The organism is Myxococcus sp. AB025B (genome assembly GCF_006518215.1).
GTDB classification, from domain to species: domain Bacteria; phylum Myxococcota; class Myxococcia; order Myxococcales; family Myxococcaceae; genus Myxococcus; species Myxococcus fulvus.
This window is the reverse complement of record NZ_SRLW01000034.1, coordinates 1-22,401: the sequence shown is the minus strand read 5'-3', so window position 1 is coordinate 22,401 and position 22,401 is coordinate 1. Positions and strand designations below refer to the sequence as shown.

The window sequence follows — 22,401 nt, the reverse complement described above, 5'->3', positions numbered from 1 at the left end:
GACCTCACTCGCCCGCGCGCTGGAGCCGCTGGCGGTACTCGCTCGGCGACTCTCCGGTCCACTGCTTGAACGCCCGCGAGAAGATCTTCTCGTCCGCGTACCCCACGTCCAGCGCCACGTGTTTGATGGGCACCGAGGAGCGCCCGAGCAGCTCCAGCGCGTGGCGCCGCCGCACGTCGTCCTTGAGGTTCTGCAGCGACGTCCCGTCGAGCGCCAGCTGTCGATGCAGCGAGCGCACCGACACGTGCAGCGCGGACGCCACGTGCTGCGCGGTGGTCCCCGAAGCACGAGGGTCGCTCAACTGCGAGCGCACCCGCTCGACCAGCCGCCGGTCCCTCCGGTACTGCCGCACCGTCAGCGGCAGCGCCCGCTTGAGCATCGCCCGCAGGGCCTGCTCGTCACGCTTGGCCGCCAGCTCCAGGTAGCCCACGTCGAAGCTCATGCTGGCGCGGGTGGCCGAAAAGCGCACCGGCCCCGGGAACAGGAGCGGGTACACGGACTGGTGCGCCGGCGTCGCGAAGGGGAACGTCACCTCGCGCAGGGGCAGCTGTGAGTTGACCAGCCAACAGGCGTACCCGTGCACGTAGCGCAGGCTGCTGAGCAGACAGAACTCGCGCATCGCGCCCAGCTCGTGCCGCTCCTCGATGATGAGCCGCGCCGTCGTGCCCTCCACCTCGAGTGAGAGCAGGACGTCCTCGGTCAGCAGCCGGTGGTGGCGACACCAGCGCTGCAGCGCGATGCCCAGCGTCGGCGAGCTGAGCGAGGCCCGGCAGAGCATCCCGTACGTCCCCCAGGGGAGCCGGCGGGTGAACCACCCCAGGGCCTCGTCATCCAGCTCCTGCATCGCCGTGGCCGACAGCGTCTCGAACTGCCCGGCGTTGATGCGCGCGGACACCCGGCCGAGCTGCGCGCGGGTGATCTCCGCCTTTCGCAGTGCGTCGTGCGGGTCCACCCCGTACTTCTCGTACGCGAGCACGATGGCGCGGACGAACGCCATGGGCGTCTCCGCGCGCGGCAGGGGTTCAGGGGAGCGCTGGAGGCGTCGGGGCATCGACGAGCAGCATGGCCGGGTTGGCACGATTTGCAACCACCCTGGCGCACGCGAGCCCTCCCTCGTACCTAATGTCCGCCAGCCACCTCGAGACGCTGGTTGGGAAACGACTTCATGGCTCACTTCGCAGAGCTGGGCTTCGCGCTCGGTGAATCCGTCGAGATGTTGCGCAACACCGTGCGCGCCTTCGCCGCCAAGGAGATTGCCCCCCGGGCGGCCGACATCGACCGGGAGAACCTGTTCCCGGAGGACCTCTGGACGAAGCTGGGGGCCCTGGGCGTCCTCGGCATGACGGTGAGCGAGGAGTATGGCGGAGCGGGCCTCGGCTACCTGGCCCACATCGTCGCCATGGAGGAGATCTCCCGCGCGTCCGCGTCCGTGGGCCTGTCCTACGGCGCGCACTCGAACCTGTGCGTGAACCAGGTCTACCGCAACGGCACCGACGCCCAGCGGCGCAAGTACCTGCCCGGCCTCATCAGCGGCGAGCACGTGGGCGCGCTGGCGATGAGCGAGCCGGACGCGGGCTCGGACGTCGTCAGCATGAAGCTCAAGGCCGAGAAGCGCGGGGACAAGTACGTCCTCAACGGCTCCAAGATGTGGATCACCAACGGCGCCAACGCGAAGGTGCTGGTGGTCTACGCCAAGACGGACGAGGCGCTGGGCCCCAAGGGCATCACCGCCTTCATCGTCGAGGGCGGCACCAAGGGGCTGAGCTTCGGCACCAAGCTGGACAAGCTGGGCATGCGCGGCTCCAACACGTACCCGGTCTTCTTCGAGGACTGCGAGGTGCCGGAGGAGAACGTGCTCGGCGGCGTGGGCGCGGGCGTGAAGGTGCTCATGTCGGGGCTCGACTACGAGCGCGCGGTGCTCGCCGGTGGGCCCCTGGGCATCATGGGCTCCTGCATCGACGTGGTGCTGCCGTATGTCCACGAGCGCAAGCAGTTCGGGGAGAGCATCGGCCAGTTCCAGCTCATCCAGGCGAAGCTCGCGGACATGTACACGTCGTGGTCGGCGTGCCGCGCGTACGTCTACGCGGTGGGCCAGGCCTGCGACAAGGCGGACCACGCCAGGACGCTGCGCAAGGACGCCGCGGGCGCCATCCTCTATTCCGCGGAGAAGGCGACGTGGATGGCGGGACAGGCCATCCAGATCCTCGGCGGCAACGGCTACGTCAACGAGTACCCCACGGCGCGCTTGTGGCGCGACGCCAAGCTCTATGAGATCGGCGCCGGGACGTCGGAGATCCGCCGCATGCTCATCGGGCGCGAGCTGTTCGCCGAGACCGCATAGGGAACACCACCATGGCCATCCTCAAATCAACCACGGATACCCGCTCCGCCGACTTCCGCGCGAACGCGGAGGCGATGCAGAAGCTGGTCGGCGACCTGCGCGAGAAGGTGGCGCTGACGGCCAAGGGCGGCGGCGAGAGCTCCCGCCAGCGCCATGTCTCCCGAGGCAAGCTGCTGCCTCGGGACAGGGTCGAGCGCCTGCTGGACCCCGGCTCGCCCTTCCTGGAGATCGGCCAGTTGGCGGCCTGGAACATGTACGGCGGTGAGTCCCCGTCCGCGGGGATGATCGCCGGCATCGGCCGCGTCCAGGGCCAGGAGTGCATGATCGTCGCGAACGACGCGACGGTGAAGGGTGGCACGTACTACCCGATGACGGTGAAGAAGCACCTGCGCGCGCAGGAGATCGCCCAGGAGAACCGCCTGCCGTGCGTGTACCTGGTGGACTCCGGCGGCGCGTACCTGCCGCGCCAGGACGACGTGTTCCCGGACCGGGAGCACTTCGGCCGCATCTTCTTCAACCAGGCGCAGATGAGCGCGGCGGGCATCCCGCAGATCGCCGTGGTGATGGGCTCGTGCACGGCGGGCGGCGCGTACGTGCCGGCGATGAGCGACGAGACCATCATCGTCAAGAACCAGGGCACCATCTTCCTGGGCGGCCCGCCGCTGGTGAAGGCGGCCACCGGCGAGGTCGTCACCAACGAGGACCTGGGCGGCGGTGACGTGCACACGCGCATCTCCGGCGTGGCGGACCACCTGGCGGAGAACGACGCGCACGCGCTGTTCCTCGCGCGCCGCATCGTCGCGAACCTGAACCGCACGCGGCCGCAGACGGTGGCGCTGGAGCGCTCCGAGGAGCCGCTCTACGACCCGAGCGAGCTGGGCGGCATCATCCCGTTCGACGCGCGCAAGCGCTACGACGTGCGCGAGGTGATTGCCCGGCTGGTGGACGGCTCGCGGCTGGACGAGTTCAAGGCGCGTTACGGCACCACGCTGGTGACGGGCTTCGCGCACCTCTACGGCATCCCGGTCGGCATCATCGCCAACAACGGCATCCTGTTCGGCGAGTCGGCGCAGAAGGGCGCGCACTTCATCGAGCTGTGCTCGCAGCGCGGCATCCCCCTGGTGTTCCTGCAGAACATCACCGGCTTCATGGTGGGCCGGAAGGTGGAGAACGCGGGCATCGCGAAGGACGGCGCGAAGATGGTGACGGCCGTGGCCACCGCGCGGGTGCCCAAGGTGACGATGCTGATTGGCGGCAGCTTCGGGGCCGGCAACTACGGCATGTGCGGCCGGGCGTACTCGCCGCGCTTCCTGTGGATGTGGCCCAACGCGCGCATCAGCGTGATGGGCGGCGAGCAGGCGGCGTCGGTGCTGGCCACGGTGAAGCGGGACGGAATCGAGGGCCAGGGCGGCACGTGGGCGAAGGAGGCGGAGGAGGAGTTCAAGGCGCCCATCCGCGCGCAGTACGAGGAGCAGGGGCACCCGTATTACGCCACCGCGCGACTGTGGGACGACGGGGTCATCGACCCCTCGCAGAGTCGTCGCGTGCTCGGCCTTTCACTCTCGACCGTGTTGAATGCTCCGATTCAGGAGACTCGATTCGGCGTCTTCCGGATGTAGGACTCGACCATGTTCGAAAGTCTGCTCATCGCGAATCGCGGCGAGATTGCCTGCCGCATCATCCGCACGGCGCGTCGGCTCGGTATCCGCACGGTGGCCGTCTATTCGGACGCCGACGCGGGCGCCCGTCACGTCCGGCTGGCGGACGAGGCCGTCCGGCTGGGGCCTCCCGCCGCGCGCGAGTCGTATCTGGTGGTGGAGAAGCTCATCGACGCGGCGAAGAAGACGGGCGCCCAGGCCATCCACCCGGGCTACGGCTTCCTCTCGGAGAACCCCGTGCTCGCCGAGGCCTGCGCGGCGGCGGGCATCGTCTTCGTGGGGCCGAACGCCGAGTCCATCCGGGCGATGGGCTCCAAGTCCGCGTCCAAGGCGCTGATGGAGAAGGCGAAGGTGCCGACGACGCCGGGCTACCACGGCGACGAGCAGGGCGTGGAGCGGCTCAAGGCGGAGGCCCAGCGCATCGGCTTCCCGGTGCTCATCAAGGCGAGCGCGGGTGGCGGCGGCAAGGGCATGCGCCGGGTGGACCGCGCGGAGGACCTGGAGGCGCAGCTGGCGTCGTGTCGGCGCGAGGCGCTGGGGGCGTTCGGCTCGGACCTGGTGCTCATCGAGAAGTACGTCGAGCGGCCGCGGCACATCGAGGTGCAGGTGTTCGGTGACACGCACGGCAACTACGTGCACCTGTTCGAGCGGGACTGCTCGGTGCAGCGGCGTCACCAGAAGGTGCTCGAGGAGGCGCCGGCGCCGGGGATGACGGAGGCCCTGCGCGCGAAGATGGGCGAGACGGCCATCCTCGCCGCCAAGGCGGTGAACTACGTGGGCGCCGGCACGGTGGAGTTCATCGCGGACCCCGCGGGGAACTTCTACTTCATGGAGATGAACACGCGTCTCCAGGTGGAGCACCCCGTCACCGAGGAGATCACCGGCCTGGACCTGGTGGAGTGGCAGCTCCGTGTCGCCTCCGGGGAGCGGCTGCCGAAGACGCAGGCGGAGCTGTCCATCCGGGGCCACGCGATGGAGGCGCGCATCTACGCGGAGAACCCGGACGCGGGCTTCAGCCCGTCCGTGGGGCGGCTGGTGCACCTGGTGCCGCCGGAGACGTCGCGGCACGTGCGCGTGGACACGGGGGTGGAGCAGGGGGATGAGATCTCCACGCACTACGACCCGATGATCGCGAAGCTGATCGTCTGGGGCGAGGACCGGGAGGCGGCGCTGCGGCAGCTGCGCGAGGCGCTGGAGCGCTACCAGGTCGTCGGCGTGGCGAACAACGTGGAGTTCCTGGGCCGCCTGGTGAGGACGGCGTCGTTCTCCCAGGCGAACCTGGACACGAGCCTCATCGAGCGTGAGCGCGAGGCGCTGCAGCCGCCCAAGGGTGAGATTCCCGACGACATCTGGAGGCTGGGCGCGGTGGCGGTGCTCTCGCGGGCGCGCGACGAGGCCGCGAAGGCGGAGCCGGGCTCGCCGTGGGCGCAGCTGGACGGCTTCCGGCTGGGCGCGGTGGCTCCGTTCCTGGTGACGCTGCGTCACGGGGACGTGGTGCGGGAGATTCGCGCGGAGGCCTCTGGCCCTGGCACGTATGTGATGCGGGTGTCCGCGCCGGGGGGGCAGGACAGCGCGGCGCGGGTGCCGGTGCGGTTCACGGTGGGCGAACGGGACGCGGTGACGCTGGCGTCGCCCGAGGGGACGGTGCACGCGACGGTGGTCCCGGTGGGGGCGCGCTGGAGCGTGTTCGCTCGGGGCCGGCGGTGGGAGCTGGAGTCGTTCGATCCGCTCGACGTCGAGGCGACGGCCCCGGAGGCGGAGGGCGGGCTGCGCGCGCCAATGCCCGGCAAGGTCATCGCGCACCTGGCCGAGGTGGGGGCGAAGGTCTCCAAGGGCACACCGCTGCTGGTGATGGAGGCGATGAAGATGGAGATCACCATCTCCGCCCCGCGCGATGGCGTGCTCGCGAGCTTCCGTCATCACCCCGGTGAGCAGGTGAGCGAGGGGACGGAGCTGGCGGTCATCGAGGAGAAGGTGGCCTGAAGCGGGGTGGGGCAGCGTCGTGGGTTCCCCGACGCTGCCTTTGCTTCGTCGTGGAGTGAGGCTCGTGTCGTGGCCCGGCGCCGGATTCTCGCCGCCGCCTGGCGTCGCGGCACGTGCCCACCCTGAACAGACTCTCAGGGGTTTTTCACGGGAGCTGGCTGGAGTCGGAGCCGCGCTGGGCGGCCGCCCGCTGGCGGAAGTCGATGATCGGCGACGCGTCGAGTCGCCACACCCCGTCGATGCGACGGAGCTCCATCGGGATGGGAGAGTCGGAGCCCTTCATGAGGACCCACTCGAACTTCTCCTCGATGCGGACGATCTTCATCTCGCGGTAGTGCTTGCCGAGCTCCTCCGCCACGTCCGCGGGGTAGGCCCCTTCCGACCACAGGATCGCCGCGTCCGGATGGTCGATGATGAGGGGGCGGATGGCCTGCTCACTGCCCGTGAGGTTCGCGAGCGCGAAGCGCCGATAGACATCCTCCGGAGAGCCGGGGACCTCAGGCTTCTTCGCGCATCCCGCCGCCATCACCAGCCCCAGACTGAGCGCCACCATCACGCTCGTCGTACGTCCGCTTTGCATCTCGATACCTCCTGAAGCCTACTGCCATGATGTTCAGTGATTTTCCGCTGCGAGCCTTGGCTGGGATGGCCCGTACTGGATGTGCAATGCCTACATGAACAAACCATCAGCGGTTTTTCGAGGGTCCGTCACTCCCGCGAACAGGTTCCTGGAGGCCAATGCCTACATGAACAGCCCTTCAGCCATTTTCCAGCCCTCTCGAGCAGCGGACATACAGGGGCCGGGGTTCGTGCCTACATGCACGAACCATCAGGTAGGCCCGCGTGAGAGGAGAACAATCCAAGACAAAGGCAGACATGTCTATCAATTTAATGACAGACACATCTGTCTTTGGGTTCGCCGCGGAGCTACTCGCCCGCGCGCTGGCGGTTGAGCCGGTCGTAGTGGCGATAGCCCAGCTTGTCGAGCGCGCTCGGCGGCGCGAGGCCGATGTCCACGAGCGTCTTGATGTCATACGTCCCCGCGAGCACCGGCGGCGCGTAGCTGCGGATGGCCGATGGCGTGCGGAACTTCTCCAGCGGGAACAGCACCGCGCTGGTGTGCACATGCACGAAGTGCGCGGCGGACTGCCGCTGCCAGCCGGCGACTCCGGGCGCCGTGATCACGTGGGGCGTCGCCAGGAACGTGCCGCCCGTGAGGATCTCCAGCTGCTGTCCCACCTGCGCCACGATGCAGCCCGCGGGCGCGGTGCCTCGCACCTTGATGCCCTGCGGGTCCTCGGCCGTCGCGCGCGTGCGCAGATACAGCCCGCTCTTGTCATCCGGGCTCGGCGCCGGCTTGCCCTCGGGGTTCAGGAACCGGCCACCGGGCAGCAGCGTGAGCAGGTTGAAGTCCGTGTGCTCCTCGCCCCAGACGATGTCCGTGTTCACCTGCTCCGGCCGCAAGGGCAGGTACTGCAGCGCCCGGGTGATGTGCGGCGCCCGCTCGCAGAGCGCGGTGAAGGTGTCCTCGGGCAGCCCCAGCGCCACCGCCGAGCCTCGCAGCAGCTTGAGGCCCGCCTCGTGGAGCGAGCGCCCCAACGTCACGATGCCTTCCTGGAAGTACTCCGGCGCGTCGGGGGGCCAGACGTTCTCCGGATACAGCTCCGGGAACTCCATCGCCGCCACCTCGTCGTTGGGGTAGGGCGCGACGAAGTAGCACTCCTTGAAGTCCGGCTGACCATTGCCGGCGACGGCCACCTCGGTGTTCGGCGGCGTCCAGCCCCGCTGGTACCAGAGCTCCGCGCGGCCGTAGGGCTTCTTCGCCTCCGCCGAGCGCGCGATGAAGGCCGCGAAGGCGTCGTAGTAGCGATGGAGCGCCTGCGTGTCGACGCCGTGGTTCTTGATGTACACGAGACCGAAGACGCCGAACGCCTCACGCAGCGCCGCAGCGGCGCGCTCGATGCGGCTCGCCTCGCCCGAGGCAAGGTCTGCAAGGTCGACAGTGGGGATGTTCAGCGAAGAGGTCTCGGCCATGGTTCCCCAGGTTTATCGCTCCTGGCGACCAAAAGGGAGGGCCTCGTGGGTGCCACTACCCCTGGTATCAGCGCCCCTCCCCAGACAGGGCCGAACCACCAGGGCGCGCACTCACCGCACTACGGGCAGCGGGAAGCTCCAGGGCTTCCCATCCGAGGCCACCGCGTGGCCCGTCACCTCCGCCGCCCCATGGCCCTGTCGCTGCGGCTTGAACGTCGCCTGCGGATTCCTCGCGGACGCCTGCCCGCCATGGAACACCGCGAAGCGCGCGGCCACCGCCCCCACCGTCGTCAGCACGTCCGCCGCCACCTGTTTCCAGCGCTGCCGCCCCGGGAGGGCATCCACCACCAACCCCGCCACCGAGCAGGCCCGGGAGGTCTTCCAGAGCGCCCCCGAGAGGCCCTCGGACAGTGGCCGGGCGACCTCCGGGGCACGGCGAGCGTCGAGCTCCACGGCGTGCGCCATCACCACCTCCGCGGCCTTGCCCGCGAGGCGATACGGCCGCAGCACGTCCGCTTCCCGCTCCGTGTGCGGCGCCAGGGACAACAGGCTCCCCGCGCTCGCGCTCGCCGACGCCATGAAGAACAACGGCAGGGTGCGCCGCGTGGACTGCCACAGCGGCACCGCCGTGTTGTTCAGCAGCACCGCCGTGTAACCCGCCAGCGGCATGCCCAGCATCGCGGCCGAATACCCCGCGACCTTGCCCGTGACACCGAGCACACCTCGCGAGCGCCCCAACACCAGTCCCACCGTGTTGAGTGCTCCCGACAGCGCCAGCACCCACGAGCCCACGCTCATCGGTGACGTGGGCCGGAACACCCGGAGCATGTTCAAGAAGCGCGTCGGGCGGCCGAGGTCGGCGATCAGCAACCCCGCGCTGACCATGTCCCCCGCGGTCCCCAACAGCCGGCAGCGCCGCGCGAGCGGCTCCATGGACGTGTCGCCGAGCACGTCGATGGCCAGCCCCAGCAGGCTCGCCGCGCCCGCGACACCGCCCACGAAGAGATACGCGGGCACGGTGGCGATCCACACCGGCTGCTTGATGACGGCCAGCCCGTGGTAGCTCGGCGCCTCCGCGGTCTCGGCGACGAAGTGGGATGGGACGCGGGCCTGGAACCCATGGGCCGGATTGGCGCGGTCCAGGTCCATCACCCGCTGCTGCGCGCCCTCGCCGAGCAGCGTCCCCAGGTCCGGGTTCACGTTGCGGCCATCCGAGCGCCGCTGGAGCCTGTCCAGGAAGGTCTCGTCGGCGTCATGCGCGCTCATGAGTCCCCTCGACGACCGAGCAGCACCGCGCCCACGGCCATGGCCGCCATCCCCAGCGCCCCCACGGCCACCGCGCCCCAGGCCTGTCCGGCCTTCATCGTCGGGACGACGGGGTCGGGCGGCAGGTTGTAGACCTCCGGGCGATCCACGAGCAGGAAGAAGGCATTGAGCCCGCCCGTCCCCGGCTGGTTCGTCGCGTCCTTCCCGTAGAGATAGGCGCTGATGATGCCCTGTGAATGCAGCTCACGCAGCCGGTTGTCCGCGCGCTCGTGCAGCACGTCGAGGTCCCCGTAGACGATGGACTCCGTGGGACACGCCTTCGCGCAGGCGGGCGTCATGCCCTCGCCAATCCGGTCGTAGCAGAGGGTGCACTTCCAGGCCCGACCGTCATCCGGTCTCCGGTCGATGACGCCGAAGGGACAACCCACCACGCAGTAGCCGCAGCCATTGCAGACATCCGGCTGGACGTAGACGGTGTCGAACTCGGTGCGGACGATGGCGCCCGTGGGACACGCCTCCAGACAGCCCGCGCGCTGACAGTGCTTGCAGACGTCCGACACCATCAACCACGAGAAGTCGCCCACGCCCGTCGATTGGCCCGGCAGCGGCACCGGACGCTCCACGAAGGCCACGTGCCGCCAGGTCGAGCAGCCCAGGTCCCCGGTCTGGTCATACGACATCCCGGTGAAGTGGAAGCCGTCATCGGGAAGCTGGTTCCATTGCTTGCAAGCCACCTCACAGGCCTTGCACCCGATGCACACCGTCGAATCGGTGAAGAAGCCCTTGCGACTCATGCGCTATCGCTCCTCGTCCTTCTTCTCCTGCCAGGGGACATGGTCGACCTCGCCCGTGGCGAGGCTGTCACGGCGGTGCGGCGCCAGGTCCGAGGGCAGGGCGGGAGGCGTGGCGCCCGTCGCCGCCCGGGCCCGCGTGGCGTGGCGGCCCGCGACGAGGTCGCAGGTGAGCGCCTTCGACTCCTGGATGTCCACGTTGGGGTCGGCGACGAAGCCCAGCAGCTCATTGGCTCCATCCGCGCGCGAGCGGCCCGTCACGCCCCAGTGGTACGGGATGCCCACCTGGTGCACCGACGTGCCGTTGAGCTTCAGCGGACGCAACCGCTCGGTGACGAGCACCCGGCACTCGAGGTCGCCGCGCGCCGTGCGCAGCGTGGCCCAGCCGCCGTTGCTCAGCCCCCGCTCGCGCGCCAGCTCCACGGAGACCTCGCAGAACTGTTCCGGTTGGAGCTCGCTGAGCCAGGACAGCCAGCGACTCATGCCGCCCGCCGTGTGGTGCTCGGTGAGCCGGTACGTGGTGAGGATGAAGGGATAGCGCGGGTCGCCCCACGCGCGGTGGTAGGGGTTGCCCTTGCGGTGCCACTCCAGCCGCGTCGGATTGCACTGCTGCCCGTAGAGCGCGTTCTTCACCGGCGACTCCATGGGCTCGTAGTGCGTGGGCAGGGGGCCGTCGAGCATCCCGCTCGGCGCGAAGAGCCAGGCCTTGCCGTCGGCCTGCATGATGAATGGGTCATCTCCCGCCAGGGACTCGATGCCCTTGGCGCCGGGAGCAGGGCGATGGTCCGGAGGTCGGTCCGCGATGCAGTCGGGGACGTCCTCGCCGGTCCACTTCCGCTGCGTCTGGTCCCACCAGACGTACTTCTTGCGCTCGCTCCAGGGACGGCCCTGTGGGTCCGCGGAGGCGCGGTTGTAGAGGATGCGGCGATTGGCAGGCCACGCCCAGCCCCACTCGGACGCCACCCAGGTCTGCTCGTGCCCTGGCTTGCGGCGCGCCGGCTGGTTCACGCCCTCCGCGTAGGCTCCGGAGTAGATCCAACATCCGCACGCGGTGGAGCCGTCGTCCTTCAGCGCGGTGAAGCCGCTCACGGGCTGGCCATCCGTCACGGTGTAGCCGTTGATCTCCCGGAGCACCGCCTCCGCGCTCGGTTCCTCGAGTGCGCCGCGGGTCGGGTAGTCCCACGTCAGCTGGCGCAGGGCCTGGTCCTTGGGCGCCCCCGAGGCCGCGTACAGCCGCTTGAGCCTGCGGCCCAGGTGGAAGGCGAAGTGCAGCTCGCTGCGCACGTCCTCGCGCGGCTCCACCGCGGCGTGGTGCCACTGGAGCATCCGCTGCGTGTTGGTGAAGGAGCCGTCCTTCTCCGTGTGCGCGGCGGCCGGGAAGAAGAAGACCTCCGTGCGGATGTCCTCCGTCTTCACGTCGCCGCGTTGGACCTCGGGGGCCGTGCGCCAGAACTCGGCCGTCTCGATGAGCGTGAAGTCGCGCACCACCAGCCACTCGAGCTGGCGCAGGCCCTTGCGCTGGAGCGCCCCGTTCATGGAGCCCACCGCGGGGTTCTCACCCATGACGAAGTAGCCCTTGATGCGGCCCTCGGCCATGTCGACCACGGTCTGCATGTGCGAGTGATTGCCGGTGAGCCGGGGCAGGTGCCGGAAGCCGAACTCGTTCTCCTCGGTCGCCGCGTCCCCGAACCAGGCCTTCAAGAGCGAGACGACGTAATTGGGGAAGTTGTTCCACCAGCCCGTGCTGGACGTGTGGGACGCCAGGTAGTCGGCCAGGGCAGGGGACTGCGTGGCGCTCGGCATGGGCAGGTAGCCGGGCAGCAGGTTGAACAGGGTGGGGATGTCCGTGGAGCCCTGGATGGACGAGTGCCCGCGCAGCGCGAGGATGCCGCCGCCGGGCCGGCCGATGTTGCCCAAGAGGAGCTGGAGGATGGTCGCGGTGCGGATGTACTGCACGCCCACCGAGTGCTGCGTCCAGCCCACCGCGTAGCAGAAGGCCGTGGTGCGCTCGCGGCCGGAGTTGTCGCAGAGCGTCTGGGCGACCTTCTGGAACTGCTCCTCGGGGACGCCGCAGACCTTGGCGACGATGGCCGGGGTGTAGCGCTGGAAGTGGCGCCGGAGGACCTGGAACACGCAGCGCGGGTGCTGGAGCGTGGGATCCTTGGTGGCCTCGGTGATGAGGGTGGCGTGCGTCTCGCCTTCACCCGCGCCGGGCTCCGCGTAGAGCTCCTTGTGGCCGGACGCGGGGGTGGGGCCCTCGACGCCCTCGTAGCTCCAGGAGCTGATGTCGTACTTGTTCTCCTTCGGCAGGAAGCCGCTGAAGAGCCCGTCCAGGTCCTCCGTGTCCTGGAAGTCCTCGCGCACCAGGTTGGCGGCGTTGGTGTAGTGGACGACGTACTCCTTGAAGTAGCGCTCGTGCTCGAGCACGTAGCGCACGAGCCCTCCCAGGAACGCGATGTCCGAGCCGACACGGATGGGCACGTGCTGGTTCGCCACCGCGCTGGTGCGCGTGTAGCGAGGGTCGACGTGGATGACCGTCGCACCCCGGGCCTTGGCCTCCATCACCCACTGGAAGCCCACCGGGTGACACTCGGCCATGTTGGAGCCCTGGATGAGGATGCAGTCAGAGTTCCGCAGGTCTTGTTGGAAGGTCGTGGCCCCGCCACGTCCCAGCGTGATGCCCAGACCGGGCACCGTGGACGAGTGTCATATGCGGGCTTGATTCTCCACCTGGACGATGCCGAGGGCGGTGAAGAGCTTCTTGAGGAGGTAGTTCTCCTCGTTGTCGAGCGTGGCGCCGCCCAGGTGCGCGAGGCCCAGCGTGCGCTGGACGCTGAAGCCGTTGACGTCGGTGTCCTCCCAGGTCTCGTCGCGGGTGCGCTTCACGCGCTCGGCGACCATGTCCATGGCCTGCTCCAGCGGGAGGCGTTCCCACCCGGTGCCGCCGGGGCGACGGTAGAGCACGTGCTGGACGCGGTGGGTGCCGGTGACGAGCTGGAAGGTGGCGGAGCCCTTGGGGCACAGGCGGCCCCGGGAGATGGGCGAGTCGGGGTCACCCTCGATGTCGATGATGCGCTCGTCCTTGACGTAGATGTCCTGGCCACAACCCACGGCGCAGTAGGGGCAGACGGATTTGACGACGCGGTCCGCGCGAGCGGTGCGGGGCTCCAACGTCCGGCTGCGCTCCGTCATGGCCGTCTCGCCGAGCGCCTTGACGTCGCCGCGCGCGATTTGACGCAGCACGGGCCAGCGGAACAGCAGGTCGAGGATTCCCACGGTGGACCTCCCGAGTCGGCGTCATGCCGGCGCGTGTCCGGATGATGGGGCCGGGCGCGCATAAAACGGGGGCAGAGAGAGGCGAGGCCCCCCCGCACCCGTCAAGGGCCGGACGGTTCCGCGGGTGAGCTGTCTTCAGGTGAATGGCTGTCTCAACTTGGCGGTCGCCTGGGTCGAGCTGTGGGGTCGGATGACCGCGGGCAGGAGCGAGGCCTGGGTCGAGCGGTTCGCGGGGAGCTTCGTCCGGTATCTCCAAGCACAACAACGCGAAGCCGTTGATTGGCGGGACGGAGACGGCTCGCTACGCACAGCCGTCTCAGGGGGCTCGGGAGAGGGTGACGGGATAGGTCCTCGTGTCGCGCCGGATGATCAGGATGGCGGGGCTGCCCGGCGCCCCCAGCTCGCGCTCACGGGCCTCTCCCGCCGTCAGCACCGTGGCTCCATCGATGGACTGGACGATGTCTCCCACGCGAAGCGCATCGCCGTGCATGCTCTCGAGCACGCCGCGCACCAGGACGTCGTCTCCGGCCATCCCGAAGAAGATGCCCAGCCGCCCCGGCTCGATGCGCGGAGGGCCGAGCTTCCAGTCGCCCACGTCCTGGCTCTTTCCCACCGCCAGCGTGAGCTTCTTCTCCGCGCGCTCCGTCTTCTCGCTCCAGGCGATGAGCCGGTGCTGGCCTGGCGCGACATCCTCCACCCGGAAGCGACCATCCGCGCCCGTGGGCGCCGAGGTCAGGCCATCCACGTCTACGAACGCCTGGGCAATGGGCTTGCCCGCCTTGTCGACCAGCCGGCCCGAGATGGCGCCGCCCGCCTCCACCACGACGTCGACCTGGGTCGTCTGGCCCGCGACGCTCATCGTGTCCGCCTTGCCCGCGCGACCGTCGGGCAGCGTCACGGACACCGTCACGGCGCCTGGGTTGACGTCCTCGACCACGAAGCGATCTCCCGCGAGCTCCAGCTCCTGTCGCGAGAGGAAGTCGTCCTCGCTCTTCGTCGCGGAGACCACCAGGCGGAAGCCCTCGATGCTCCGGCCTCCCGCCGAGCGGACCGCCCCCGTGAGCCGTCCTCCGGGCTGGAGCTGGATGACCAAGTTCCTCTGCGTGGCCGGCACGGAGGGCAGGTCGCCCCGGCGTCCGCCATTCGTGGCCCAGATGTGCAGCGGCTGGGTGCCCAGTGAGTCGGCGACCAGCGTCACCTGTCCCGAGGCATCCGTGGAGTCCTCGAGGAAGATCTCGTTCTTGCCCGCCTCCGCCCCCATGACCGTGGCCAAGACACTCGGCGCGCCATTGGGTTCCAGCACCGTGACGGAGAGGGGACGCTCCGCCTCGCGGACCTGCAGGTCCACGCGCTCGGTCGCGCCCGCCTTCAGGTCCACGACCTTCTCCTGGTCGCTGTTCTGGTTGCCCACGTCGACGAGCCATGCGGCGACGCGGTAGCGCCCGGCTCGCACTCGCATGCTCCAGGTGCCGTCCGCCGCGGTGGGGATCTGATGTGCCTCCGTGCGCGCCGTGTCCGCGAGCTGCGCGAAGACCGTCACGGCCGACGTGGGCACGCGCCCGTCCGCGAGCTTCACGGTTCCCTCGAGCGTGCCTTCGCCCCCCAGCTTGAGCTTCACCTGGTGCGTCTGGCCGGGGCTCACCGCCACGCGCTCGCGGACATGGAGCTGACTGCCCGGCCGGCGCGCGGCGACGAAGACGTCACCCGGCGGGACGTCCTCGAGCACGAAGGCACCCCGTGCATCCGTCACCGTCGTGAGCACGCCTTCCATGGGCATCATCCGCCAGCGACGCTCGGGGGTGACCTGGATTCCCGCGAGAGGTTGCTCGCTGTCGTCGACGACCGTGCCCTCGATGCGACCATTGGCGTCCAGCTCGGCCAACAACTCGAAGCGCTGGCCCGCGAGCACCGTGATGCCTTCCCGCCGCAGGGCGCGGAAGCCCTTCGCCCGGACCGTCACCGAGTAGGAACCCGGTGCGAGGTTCCCCGCATCGAAGCGTCCGTCCGCGCCGCTCGTGGCGCTCGCGACCTCGGCGGGGGCGGCGTCGAAGGTCGCCACCATGGCGCCCGGGGCGATGGACACCGTGGCTCCCGCGATGGGCACGGAGGTGCCCTTGCCGCGCACGATTCCCGTGAGAGACGCAGCGGCGCCCAGTCGGATGCGGACGTCATGGAGGGTCATCCCCGCGCCAACGACCGCGCGCTCCCGCGCGGTGCCCGTCAGCGCATCCAGCCGCGCCGACACCTGATAGACGCCCGGGGGCACATCGAGCGAAAAACCACCGCCCGCGCTGGTTTCCGTCTCGAACGTCTCGCCCATGCCCGTGGCCGTGACGCGAGCCCCCGCCGCGGGCTTGCCCTCCGGCAGCTCGACGAATCCCTCGATGAAAGCCGAGCCATCGAGCTCGACGACGAGTCCGGAGGCCGGAGCCTGGACCCGAGCGATGCGCCGGGTCGAGTGGGCGGGCGCCGTGACCTCGAGCTGGTATTCGCCGGGCGTGAGTCCTTCGCAGCGGAAGAGGCCGCGCTCGTCGGCCGAGGCTTCGTGACGTTCCTCCTCCGGAACGGAGGTGGTCGCGACGGAGGCGGAGGCCAGCACCGTGCGCGGCGTGAGCGTGAGCCTCGCGAGAGGGACGGGGGCCTTCGAGGCGCGCTCGACGACCGAGCCCGACAAGGTCACCCCCTCGCCAAGGGTGAGGCGTACGGGCGTGAGTGCCTCGCCACGAGGACGGGTGAGCGACAGCCTCGCGGTGGCGAACCCCCGCGCCTTCGCGGTGACGAGGTACGGACCGGGCCTCGCGGAGAGTCGCAGAATGCCCGTGGCGTCCGTGGTTCCTCGCCCCGCGACGAACCACGTGGGGCGGCCTGTCTCAGGTGAACGCGGCCCCTGGAAGTAGAGCGATACCTGCGCTCCCTCGACGGGCCGCGAGCTTCCGTGGACTTCGACCTGGACGGCCCCTTCCTCCTCGCGCATCGCTTCGGCGACCGGAGGTGTCCCTGTCGCCGGAGCCTGGGCCACGGTCCCTCGGGAGGTGGAGGGTGACGCAGGCTTCGCCTTGGCCGACTCACCACGAGAGGCGGAGTCGGACGCGTGGGGAATCGAGGTGTCTCCCCCCTCTGTCGACGCCGCGCGCCAGATGAAGAGCACACCCACGAGCGCCAGGCCGATCGCCACCGCGAAGACAGTCTTTCGACTCATCGTCCCTCCCGCGCTCATTCTCTCGCCAGACGGACGGGGAGTGCCAGTCCCTCGGCGGTTCGCCGTGACGTTGCGGCAACTCCGAGCGCTCGTGACTCGACGAAGACGGCATCCGACGAGGGGCCGACAAGCTCCAGCGCTTCATGCGCGCGGTGCGGGCCGCCGAAAGGCTGAGTCGGCGCGGGAAGGGCCCAGGGGAGGACAGCGGGCCTGGGCCCTCGGGCGATACCGGGCCTCCGCCAGGGTGCCTATCTCCCGCTTCCCTCCGTCCCCAGCGAGGTAGCCCCATGTCGGACCGTCCCGCGACGCTCGTGCTGTCTGGTGGTGGAGGCAAGGGCGCCTTCCAGGTGGGCGCCGAGCGGGTGCTGCGTGAGGTGCACGGCTTCCGCTGGGAGCGCGTCTTCGGCGTCTCGGTGGGCGCGCTGAATGGCGCCGTCATCGCCCAGCGCGAGTACGAGCGCCTGACGGACCTCTGGATGAACCTCCGCGAGTCGGACGTGTTCCGACGCTTCCCCTGGCTCGTCGTCGCCCTGCGCATCGGCCTGCTCAACAAGCTGGGCATCTATGACAACACGCCCTTGAGAGACCTGGTCGAGCGCAACCTCGCCGGACGGCCCTTCGCCATCCCCGCCCACGTGGGCCGCGTGTCGCTCACCTCGGGGCAATACGAGCTGGTGTCGAGCGACGCGAGCGACTTCCTCTCCGCCGTCTGGCAGAGCGCGACCATGCCCGTCATCTGGGAGCCCATCGGCCCCCAGGCCATCGTCGACGGAGGCCTGCGCAACGTGACGCCGCTGGGCGACGCGCTCGGGTACGCGCCCACGGAGATCGTCGTCATCGCCTGTTCTTCCTCACGACTGGAGCCCGTCCGCCATCCCGCCAACATCCTGGACGTGGCCCGCCGGAGCCTCACGGACATCACCCTCAACGAAATCCTGATGAACGACGTGGATGTCTTCGTGCGCATCAATGACATGGTGAGACAGGCCCATGAGCAGGGGACGTCGCTCCGCGCCCCGGACGGCAAGCCGTATGTCTATTGCCGCATCACCGTCATCGAGCCCACCGCGCCCCTGGGCGACACGCTCGACTTCTCGCCAGAGATGATTCGCATGCGCCTGCGCCACGGCGAGGACCGGGCCCGCGCGGTGATGCGGCCGACGGGCGTGGGCCCCGGGGAGCGCATGCCGCCGCGCATCGCCGCCCAGTTGGAGCCCATCCTCCATTCCTGAGCCGGCGTTTCCCGAATGTGGGGGAGGGGCGCTACGATGCCTCCCGCCCTGCCGCAACCGGGGCGCGGGAGGAACACGGTGGGTCAGCTTCAGCGTGTGGCGGTGACCGGACCTGGCGCGGAGGACTCCGTGACCGAGCGCCTCGAAGTCCTGGTCCGTCGGGCGCAAGGCGCGTCGGAGGAGGAGCGAGGGCTGCTGGCCGAGGACATCAACACGCTGCTGCTCCAGTTGCCCTCCGCGCCCGACCCCCAGCGCGGCGCGACGCTGGTGCGCTCCTATCTGGAGTCCCATGCCCTCGCGGGGCTCGGCACGCCGACGATGCCGTCGACCATCGCCGCCACCCAGGCGCTGCTGAGCCTGGGCTACCCCGATGCGCTCACGCTGACACCCGAGGAGCTCGACGCCCTGCGCCAATGGCAGCGGCAGCGCTTCGCGGTCCCCTGGCTCGTCCTCCTCGTGACGTTGTTCATGGTCATCCTCGTTCAGGTCTTCCTCCTGACCATGGGCTCGGAGAACGCGCTCGTCGTCCGCTTCCATGCGACGCTCCGGGCCCTGTCCGGCGAGCCCCCGGCGCCGCCCACCCTCTTGGAGCTCCATGCGGAGCTCGTGCGGAACTCGGCCTACCGGTTCCTGTTCGCCCAGTTCGTCGCGGGCGCGGCGGCCTTCGTCTACACGGTGACCGCGGGCCGGCGGCGCGGAGGCCAGGCACGCGCGCGACGCGTCTTCCTGACGCTGGCCGGAGTCGGAGCGGCCATGGCCCTGTTCCAGCTCCCCGCGAACGGGTGGATCGCCGCCACCACCTTCACCGCCGCCGCGGGCGCCTTCCTCTGCGCCAACCAATTGAAGCCGACCTGCAGGGGCGAGTGACGGGCGACTCGTGACGTCTCTGTTGAAGATTACGTCGGACACCTGATGTACACGGTTCCCATGACCTTCAACTTGATGCGGTATCTGCCGCTTTCCATTCTTCCCATGCTGTTGGGCTGTGGAACCCCCGCCGAAGAGAAGCCCGCCGCGGTGCTGATGACGCGCGCGCAGGCCCTGATGACGGGGACTCCGGCGTCCACGGGCGTGCTGGCGTTCCTCAACAGCCGCTCGACGACGGTGGCCGTGCTGGACAACGAGGTGCCGCTCAACGCGCTCACCGCGCAGAGCCTGGTCGCGTACCGCAACGGGCCGGACGGCATCGAGTCCACGGCGGATGATCGCCACTTCGTCTCCATCGCCCAGGTGGACGCGGTTCCGCAGGTGGGCCCGGCCGCGCTGGAGGCGCTGGAGGCCTATGTCCGGGGCACCGGCCGGGTGGAGATGCCGCTGGACGAGCAGGTCGGCATCTTCCACGGCATCGCGTTCAACCTCGCCGAGGCCCGCCGGGTCCTCGCCGCCGCGAACACGGCGCCACTCAACGTCCTGCAGGGCACCGTGGGCCTGAGCGCGGCCCAGGCACAGGCCATCATCGACGCGCGCCGCATCGACCACCTGGTGGAGCTGTCCCGCCTGCCGTTCATGGATGGCGCGGGGCTCCAGTCGCTGAAGAACCACGTCGCGCTCGCGCCGGAAGGTGACCCGTGCACCGGGCCGAACACGTGTCAGGCGGGCCTGTCGTGCACGGGCCTGGCCTTCGGCGGTCCCATCGCCTACGGCCGCTGCCGCAACACGGCGTACGTGCCGGGTGACGGCGACAGCTGCTCCGTGCTGCGCCCGTGCGCCGCGGGCCTGACGTGCTCGGGGCCCCAGTCCGGCGCGGAGGACGGGCTCTGCCGTCCGTCGTGGATGGCGGGCACCTTCACGAACCACGCGGACCTGTCGCTGCCGTCCTCGACGACGACGCCCTGGGTGTCCACGGTGGGCGTGGTGGGGCTCGCGACCGTGCCCGAGGACATCACCGTGGAGCTGGACCTGGTGCACGCCCAGCCGTCGAAGCTGGTGCTGACGCTCGAGGACCCGGGGGGTGAGACGGCCCTGCTGTGGGACGGCCCCAACGAGGGCGTGCCCCCGGCGCGCATCCCCGTGACGCGGGGCATCCCGCGCGACGGCACCATCAACGGCAAGTGGCTCCTGCGCATCTCCAACCCCACGGGGCAGGGCAGCGGCACGCTCCGCTCGTGGTCCGTGAAGCTCACCAGCCGCTGGGACTGAGGTCGGAGGGAACGTCCGGGGCCGCGCGGGTGTCCGCGCCCGCGCGCGCCTCCACTCAATACGTGGCAGGGACGCCGCCGCTCTTGGCCTGAGCGGCAGGCACCGCCGCGGCCGTCGCGCTCCGCAGCTCGGGAACCGTCGAATCCCCTCGCGCATCAGATGGCGGTGAAGGGACTTCCGGAGCCTCATTGAGCTCCTTGTAGAAGCGACGGCCGATGAACACGCCCAACACCAACGACAGGACCAGGCCCGCGGCGGACACCGCGGTCATCACCGTGCGTCCCTGGGCCAGCCCGCTGCCGAACTGCGCGGTGAGGAAGGTGCCGGGAATGGTGCCGAGCATCACGCCGGCCACCGAGGGCCAGAACCGCGCGCCACTGGCGGCGGCCGCGGCCAGCATCACGTCGGTGGGGCACAGCGGGTTGATGCACATGGTGAATGAGAAGAGGAAATCGTTGCGCTTCGCCGCGCGCACGAGCGCCGGGTACTTGCCGCCGGCCAGGCGCCTCATCGGCCGGGTCCCCAGCTTTCGTGCCAGCACGAAGAGCAACATGGCGGCCAGGAAGCTGCCCGTTAGTGAATAGAGGGTCGCTGCGAGCGTCCCGAACATCATCCCGCCCACGGCGGTCATGAGCTGCCCGGGCAGCAACGTCAGGGGACGTACGGCGAGGAAGGCGATGTATGCCAAAGGCGCCGCATCACCCAGTGGGGCCAGCAGCTCCGAGAGATGTCGCTGGTCGATGAAGTCCGGCCCCAGGAGCCGGAGCGTCAACAGTCCACCCACGGACACGAGCATCGGGGCCAGGACCCGAAGCCATGTCTTCGCACCCTGCGCCACGCAACGCCTCCCCGCGGCACGAGAACGCGCGCCGCGGGCATGAAAGTGAGTGTCGGTTCGGGAATCGGCAATGCGGAGGGAATTGTTTTCAACAAGAGAGCGTCCTGCCGGGCATGCCTCCGCCGGGAAAGTAAGCAGGGCGAGCTTGACGAACCCACCGGAATCATTGGGGTTTTGGTGTGGTGGGTCAGGCGAGAACGGCTGGCGGTGTACGGAGCTTGCTTGCATCGGGGCGCTTCCGTCCCAAGGTTTCAGGCAAGGGGCAATCGCGGTGAGGGATGGGGGCAGGCAGCCAAGAGAGGAGAGGGCGCAATGTCGGACAAGGACAACAAGGGCAGCATGACGGTGGCCGAGGCGGGCCGTAAGGGTGGCGAGACGGTCCGGAACGAGCGAGGTCGCGAGTTCTACGAGACCATCGGTCGCAAGGGCGGAGCGACGGTGAAGGCGGAGCGAGGTCGCTCGTTCTACGAGGAGATTGGCCGCAAGGGCGGCGAGACGGTGAAGGCCGAGCGCGGCGCCAAGTTCTACGAGGAGATCGGCAAGAAGGGTGGCGACCGGGTCAAGGCCACCCGAGGGCCGAACTTCTACGAGGAGATTGGCCGCAAGGGTGGGCAGAAGGTGAAGAAGCTCATCGAGGAGGGCAAGCGCGCGGCCCGGGCCGCGATGGCGGCGACGCCGGAGGGCTCCGCGCCGCAGCAGGAGGGCTCCACGCCTCCGGCGGCTCCCTCCGGTGAGACGGCGGGCCCCGGCCAGAACGAGTAGCGTGGCCAACGGCACGCGGACCCGGTAAGACGGCCCGCGTGTACCTGGTCATCACGTTCCTCGAGCAGGTGGAAGGCACCGAGCGAGCCATCCGTCGGCTCCGGGAGTTTGGAATCCCGGAGCCGCTGGTGGTCCGAGCTCGCAGCGCGGCCGCGGCGCTGTCCGCCGAAGTCCCCGTGTTCGCGGGGCTTCGCAGTCTGGCCCTCGGAGCGGACGAGGACCGGGTGTTGCTGGTGAGCACCCTGCCTGGCGTGTCGGCCGAGGAGATGGAGCGGCTGATCCAGCGGGTCCAGCTGGAGATGGACGCGGATGATCCCCCGATGGGTCGGCTGGTGGCCCTGCCGGTGATCGCCGCACCCACCCACCGGCGCTCGTGACGAGCGGGGCGCGGCCGGTGTAAGCAAGCCCCGTGCAAGCGCTGCTCGTCTTCCTCGCCATCGCGGCGCTCTCCCTGCTCGCATCGAGTCCGGCGTTGGACCCGGGGCGTTTCCCCGCGCTGGCGCGGCTGGCGGCGGGGGGCTTCCTGTTCCTGTTGTTCGGCGTGGTGTTGGGGCCCTCGGCGGCGGGGGTGCTGTCCGCGGAGGACGTGCAGCTGATGCGCCCGGTGATGGCGCTGGGGCTGGGCACCGCGGGCGTCATCCTGGGGTTGAACCTGGAGCCCCGGCTGCTGCGGCTGTTGCCCCGGCCGGTGTACGCGGCGGCGCTGGCGCACTCGGGCACGGCGTTCCTGTTCGTGGCGGTGCCGCTGGTGGTGCCGTTGATGCTGACGTCGCGGCCGTCCGTGGTGGCGGCGGTGGGCGCGGCGTCGCTCCTGGGTGCGGCGGCGAGCCTGTCCTCCGGACACTTCGCGGTGCTGGCGTACCGGGGCGGGCGGATGGACCG

16 protein-coding genes and 1 pseudogene are annotated in these 22,401 nt (G+C 69.8%); 9 read left to right on the top strand and 8 right to left on the bottom strand.

Annotated elements, in window-relative coordinates; all coding sequences use genetic code 11:
- Positions 1 to 4: 4 nt before the first annotated feature.
- On the bottom strand, positions 5 to 997 hold the full coding sequence (locus FL311_RS08110; protein WP_141324360.1) for an AraC family transcriptional regulator: 993 nt from the start codon (positions 995 to 997) through the stop codon (positions 5 to 7).
- Positions 998 to 1,165: 168 nt separating this feature from the next.
- Between FL311_RS08110 and FL311_RS08105 the strand changes: the two genes are divergently transcribed.
- From FL311_RS08105 to FL311_RS08095, 3 genes are read left to right on the top strand one after another with little or no spacing between them, the layout of a single operon-like run.
- Positions 1,166 to 2,341 (top strand): isovaleryl-CoA dehydrogenase, encoded by a 1,176-nt coding sequence (locus tag FL311_RS08105; RefSeq protein WP_141324359.1) that lies wholly within the window; start codon positions 1,166 to 1,168, stop codon positions 2,339 to 2,341.
- Between the two features lie 11 nt (positions 2,342 to 2,352).
- Positions 2,353 to 3,960 carry a carboxyl transferase domain-containing protein gene (locus tag FL311_RS08100; RefSeq protein ID WP_141324358.1) on the top strand — a complete coding sequence of 536 codons (1,608 nt, stop codon included), beginning with the start codon at positions 2,353 to 2,355 and terminating at the stop codon, positions 3,958 to 3,960.
- A 9-nt stretch (positions 3,961 to 3,969) separates the two neighbouring features.
- Entirely contained in the window at positions 3,970 to 5,982 is a 2,013-nt protein-coding gene (locus FL311_RS08095; protein ID WP_141324357.1) for an acetyl/propionyl/methylcrotonyl-CoA carboxylase subunit alpha, read from the top strand.
- A gap of 145 nt (positions 5,983 to 6,127) precedes the next feature.
- Here FL311_RS08095 and FL311_RS08090 read toward each other — a convergent pair whose 3' ends face one another.
- From FL311_RS08090 to FL311_RS08065, 6 genes are all read right to left on the bottom strand, one after another.
- A complete protein-coding gene (locus tag FL311_RS08090; RefSeq protein WP_141324356.1) occupies positions 6,128 to 6,562 on the bottom strand; it encodes a hypothetical protein in 435 nt (144 codons plus the stop codon).
- A 347-nt stretch (positions 6,563 to 6,909) separates the two neighbouring features.
- Positions 6,910 to 8,016, bottom strand: coding sequence for an isopenicillin N synthase family oxygenase (locus FL311_RS08085; RefSeq protein ID WP_141324355.1), 1,107 nt, complete (start codon positions 8,014 to 8,016; stop codon positions 6,910 to 6,912).
- A 111-nt stretch (positions 8,017 to 8,127) separates the two neighbouring features.
- Positions 8,128 to 9,282 (bottom strand): NrfD/PsrC family molybdoenzyme membrane anchor subunit, encoded by a 1,155-nt coding sequence (gene nrfD / locus FL311_RS08080; RefSeq protein ID WP_141324354.1) that lies wholly within the window; start codon positions 9,280 to 9,282, stop codon positions 8,128 to 8,130.
- A complete protein-coding gene (locus FL311_RS08075; protein WP_141324353.1) occupies positions 9,279 to 10,076 on the bottom strand; it encodes a 4Fe-4S dicluster domain-containing protein in 798 nt (265 codons plus the stop codon). The genes nrfD and FL311_RS08075 overlap by 4 nt, the downstream gene beginning before the upstream one ends.
- A 3-nt stretch (positions 10,077 to 10,079) precedes the next feature.
- A complete protein-coding gene (gene fdh / locus FL311_RS08070; protein ID WP_255510324.1) occupies positions 10,080 to 13,349 on the bottom strand; it encodes a formate dehydrogenase in 3,270 nt (1,089 codons plus the stop codon).
- 316 nt (positions 13,350 to 13,665) lie between these two features.
- A complete protein-coding gene (locus FL311_RS08065) occupies positions 13,666 to 16,548 on the bottom strand; it encodes a carboxypeptidase regulatory-like domain-containing protein (protein ID WP_141324352.1) in 2,883 nt (960 codons plus the stop codon).
- Between the two features lie 287 nt (positions 16,549 to 16,835).
- Between FL311_RS08065 and FL311_RS08060 the strand changes: the two genes are divergently transcribed.
- From FL311_RS08060 to FL311_RS08050, 3 genes are all read left to right on the top strand, one after another.
- Positions 16,836 to 17,780 (top strand): patatin-like phospholipase family protein, encoded by a 945-nt coding sequence (locus FL311_RS08060; protein WP_141324351.1) that lies wholly within the window; start codon positions 16,836 to 16,838, stop codon positions 17,778 to 17,780.
- 129 nt (positions 17,781 to 17,909) lie between these two features.
- Positions 17,910 to 18,647: a hypothetical protein gene (locus FL311_RS08055; RefSeq protein WP_141324350.1), complete on the top strand. Its 738-nt coding sequence runs from the start codon at positions 17,910 to 17,912 to the stop codon at positions 18,645 to 18,647.
- A 60-nt stretch (positions 18,648 to 18,707) separates the two neighbouring features.
- A complete protein-coding gene (locus tag FL311_RS08050; protein ID WP_141324349.1) occupies positions 18,708 to 19,919 on the top strand; it encodes a proprotein convertase P-domain-containing protein in 1,212 nt (403 codons plus the stop codon).
- Positions 19,920 to 19,974: 55 nt separating this feature from the next.
- On the opposite strand, the gene FL311_RS08045 is transcribed toward FL311_RS08050, so the two are convergent.
- Positions 19,975 to 20,757, bottom strand: a complete 783-nt coding sequence (locus tag FL311_RS08045) for a TVP38/TMEM64 family protein (RefSeq protein WP_228556748.1) — start codon at positions 20,755 to 20,757, stop codon at positions 19,975 to 19,977.
- A gap of 312 nt (positions 20,758 to 21,069) precedes the next feature.
- Between FL311_RS08045 and FL311_RS08040 the strand changes: the two genes are divergently transcribed.
- The 3 genes and pseudogenes from FL311_RS08040 to FL311_RS08030 form a co-directional block, all read left to right on the top strand.
- Positions 21,070 to 21,519 (top strand): general stress protein, encoded by a 450-nt coding sequence (locus FL311_RS08040; RefSeq protein ID WP_141324348.1) that lies wholly within the window; start codon positions 21,070 to 21,072, stop codon positions 21,517 to 21,519.
- 38 nt (positions 21,520 to 21,557) lie between these two features.
- Positions 21,558 to 21,896, top strand: coding sequence for a hypothetical protein (locus FL311_RS08035; RefSeq protein ID WP_141324347.1), 339 nt, complete (start codon positions 21,558 to 21,560; stop codon positions 21,894 to 21,896).
- A 32-nt stretch (positions 21,897 to 21,928) separates the two neighbouring features.
- Positions 21,929 to 22,401, top strand: a pseudogene (locus tag FL311_RS08030) (sodium:proton exchanger); the annotation flags it as partial.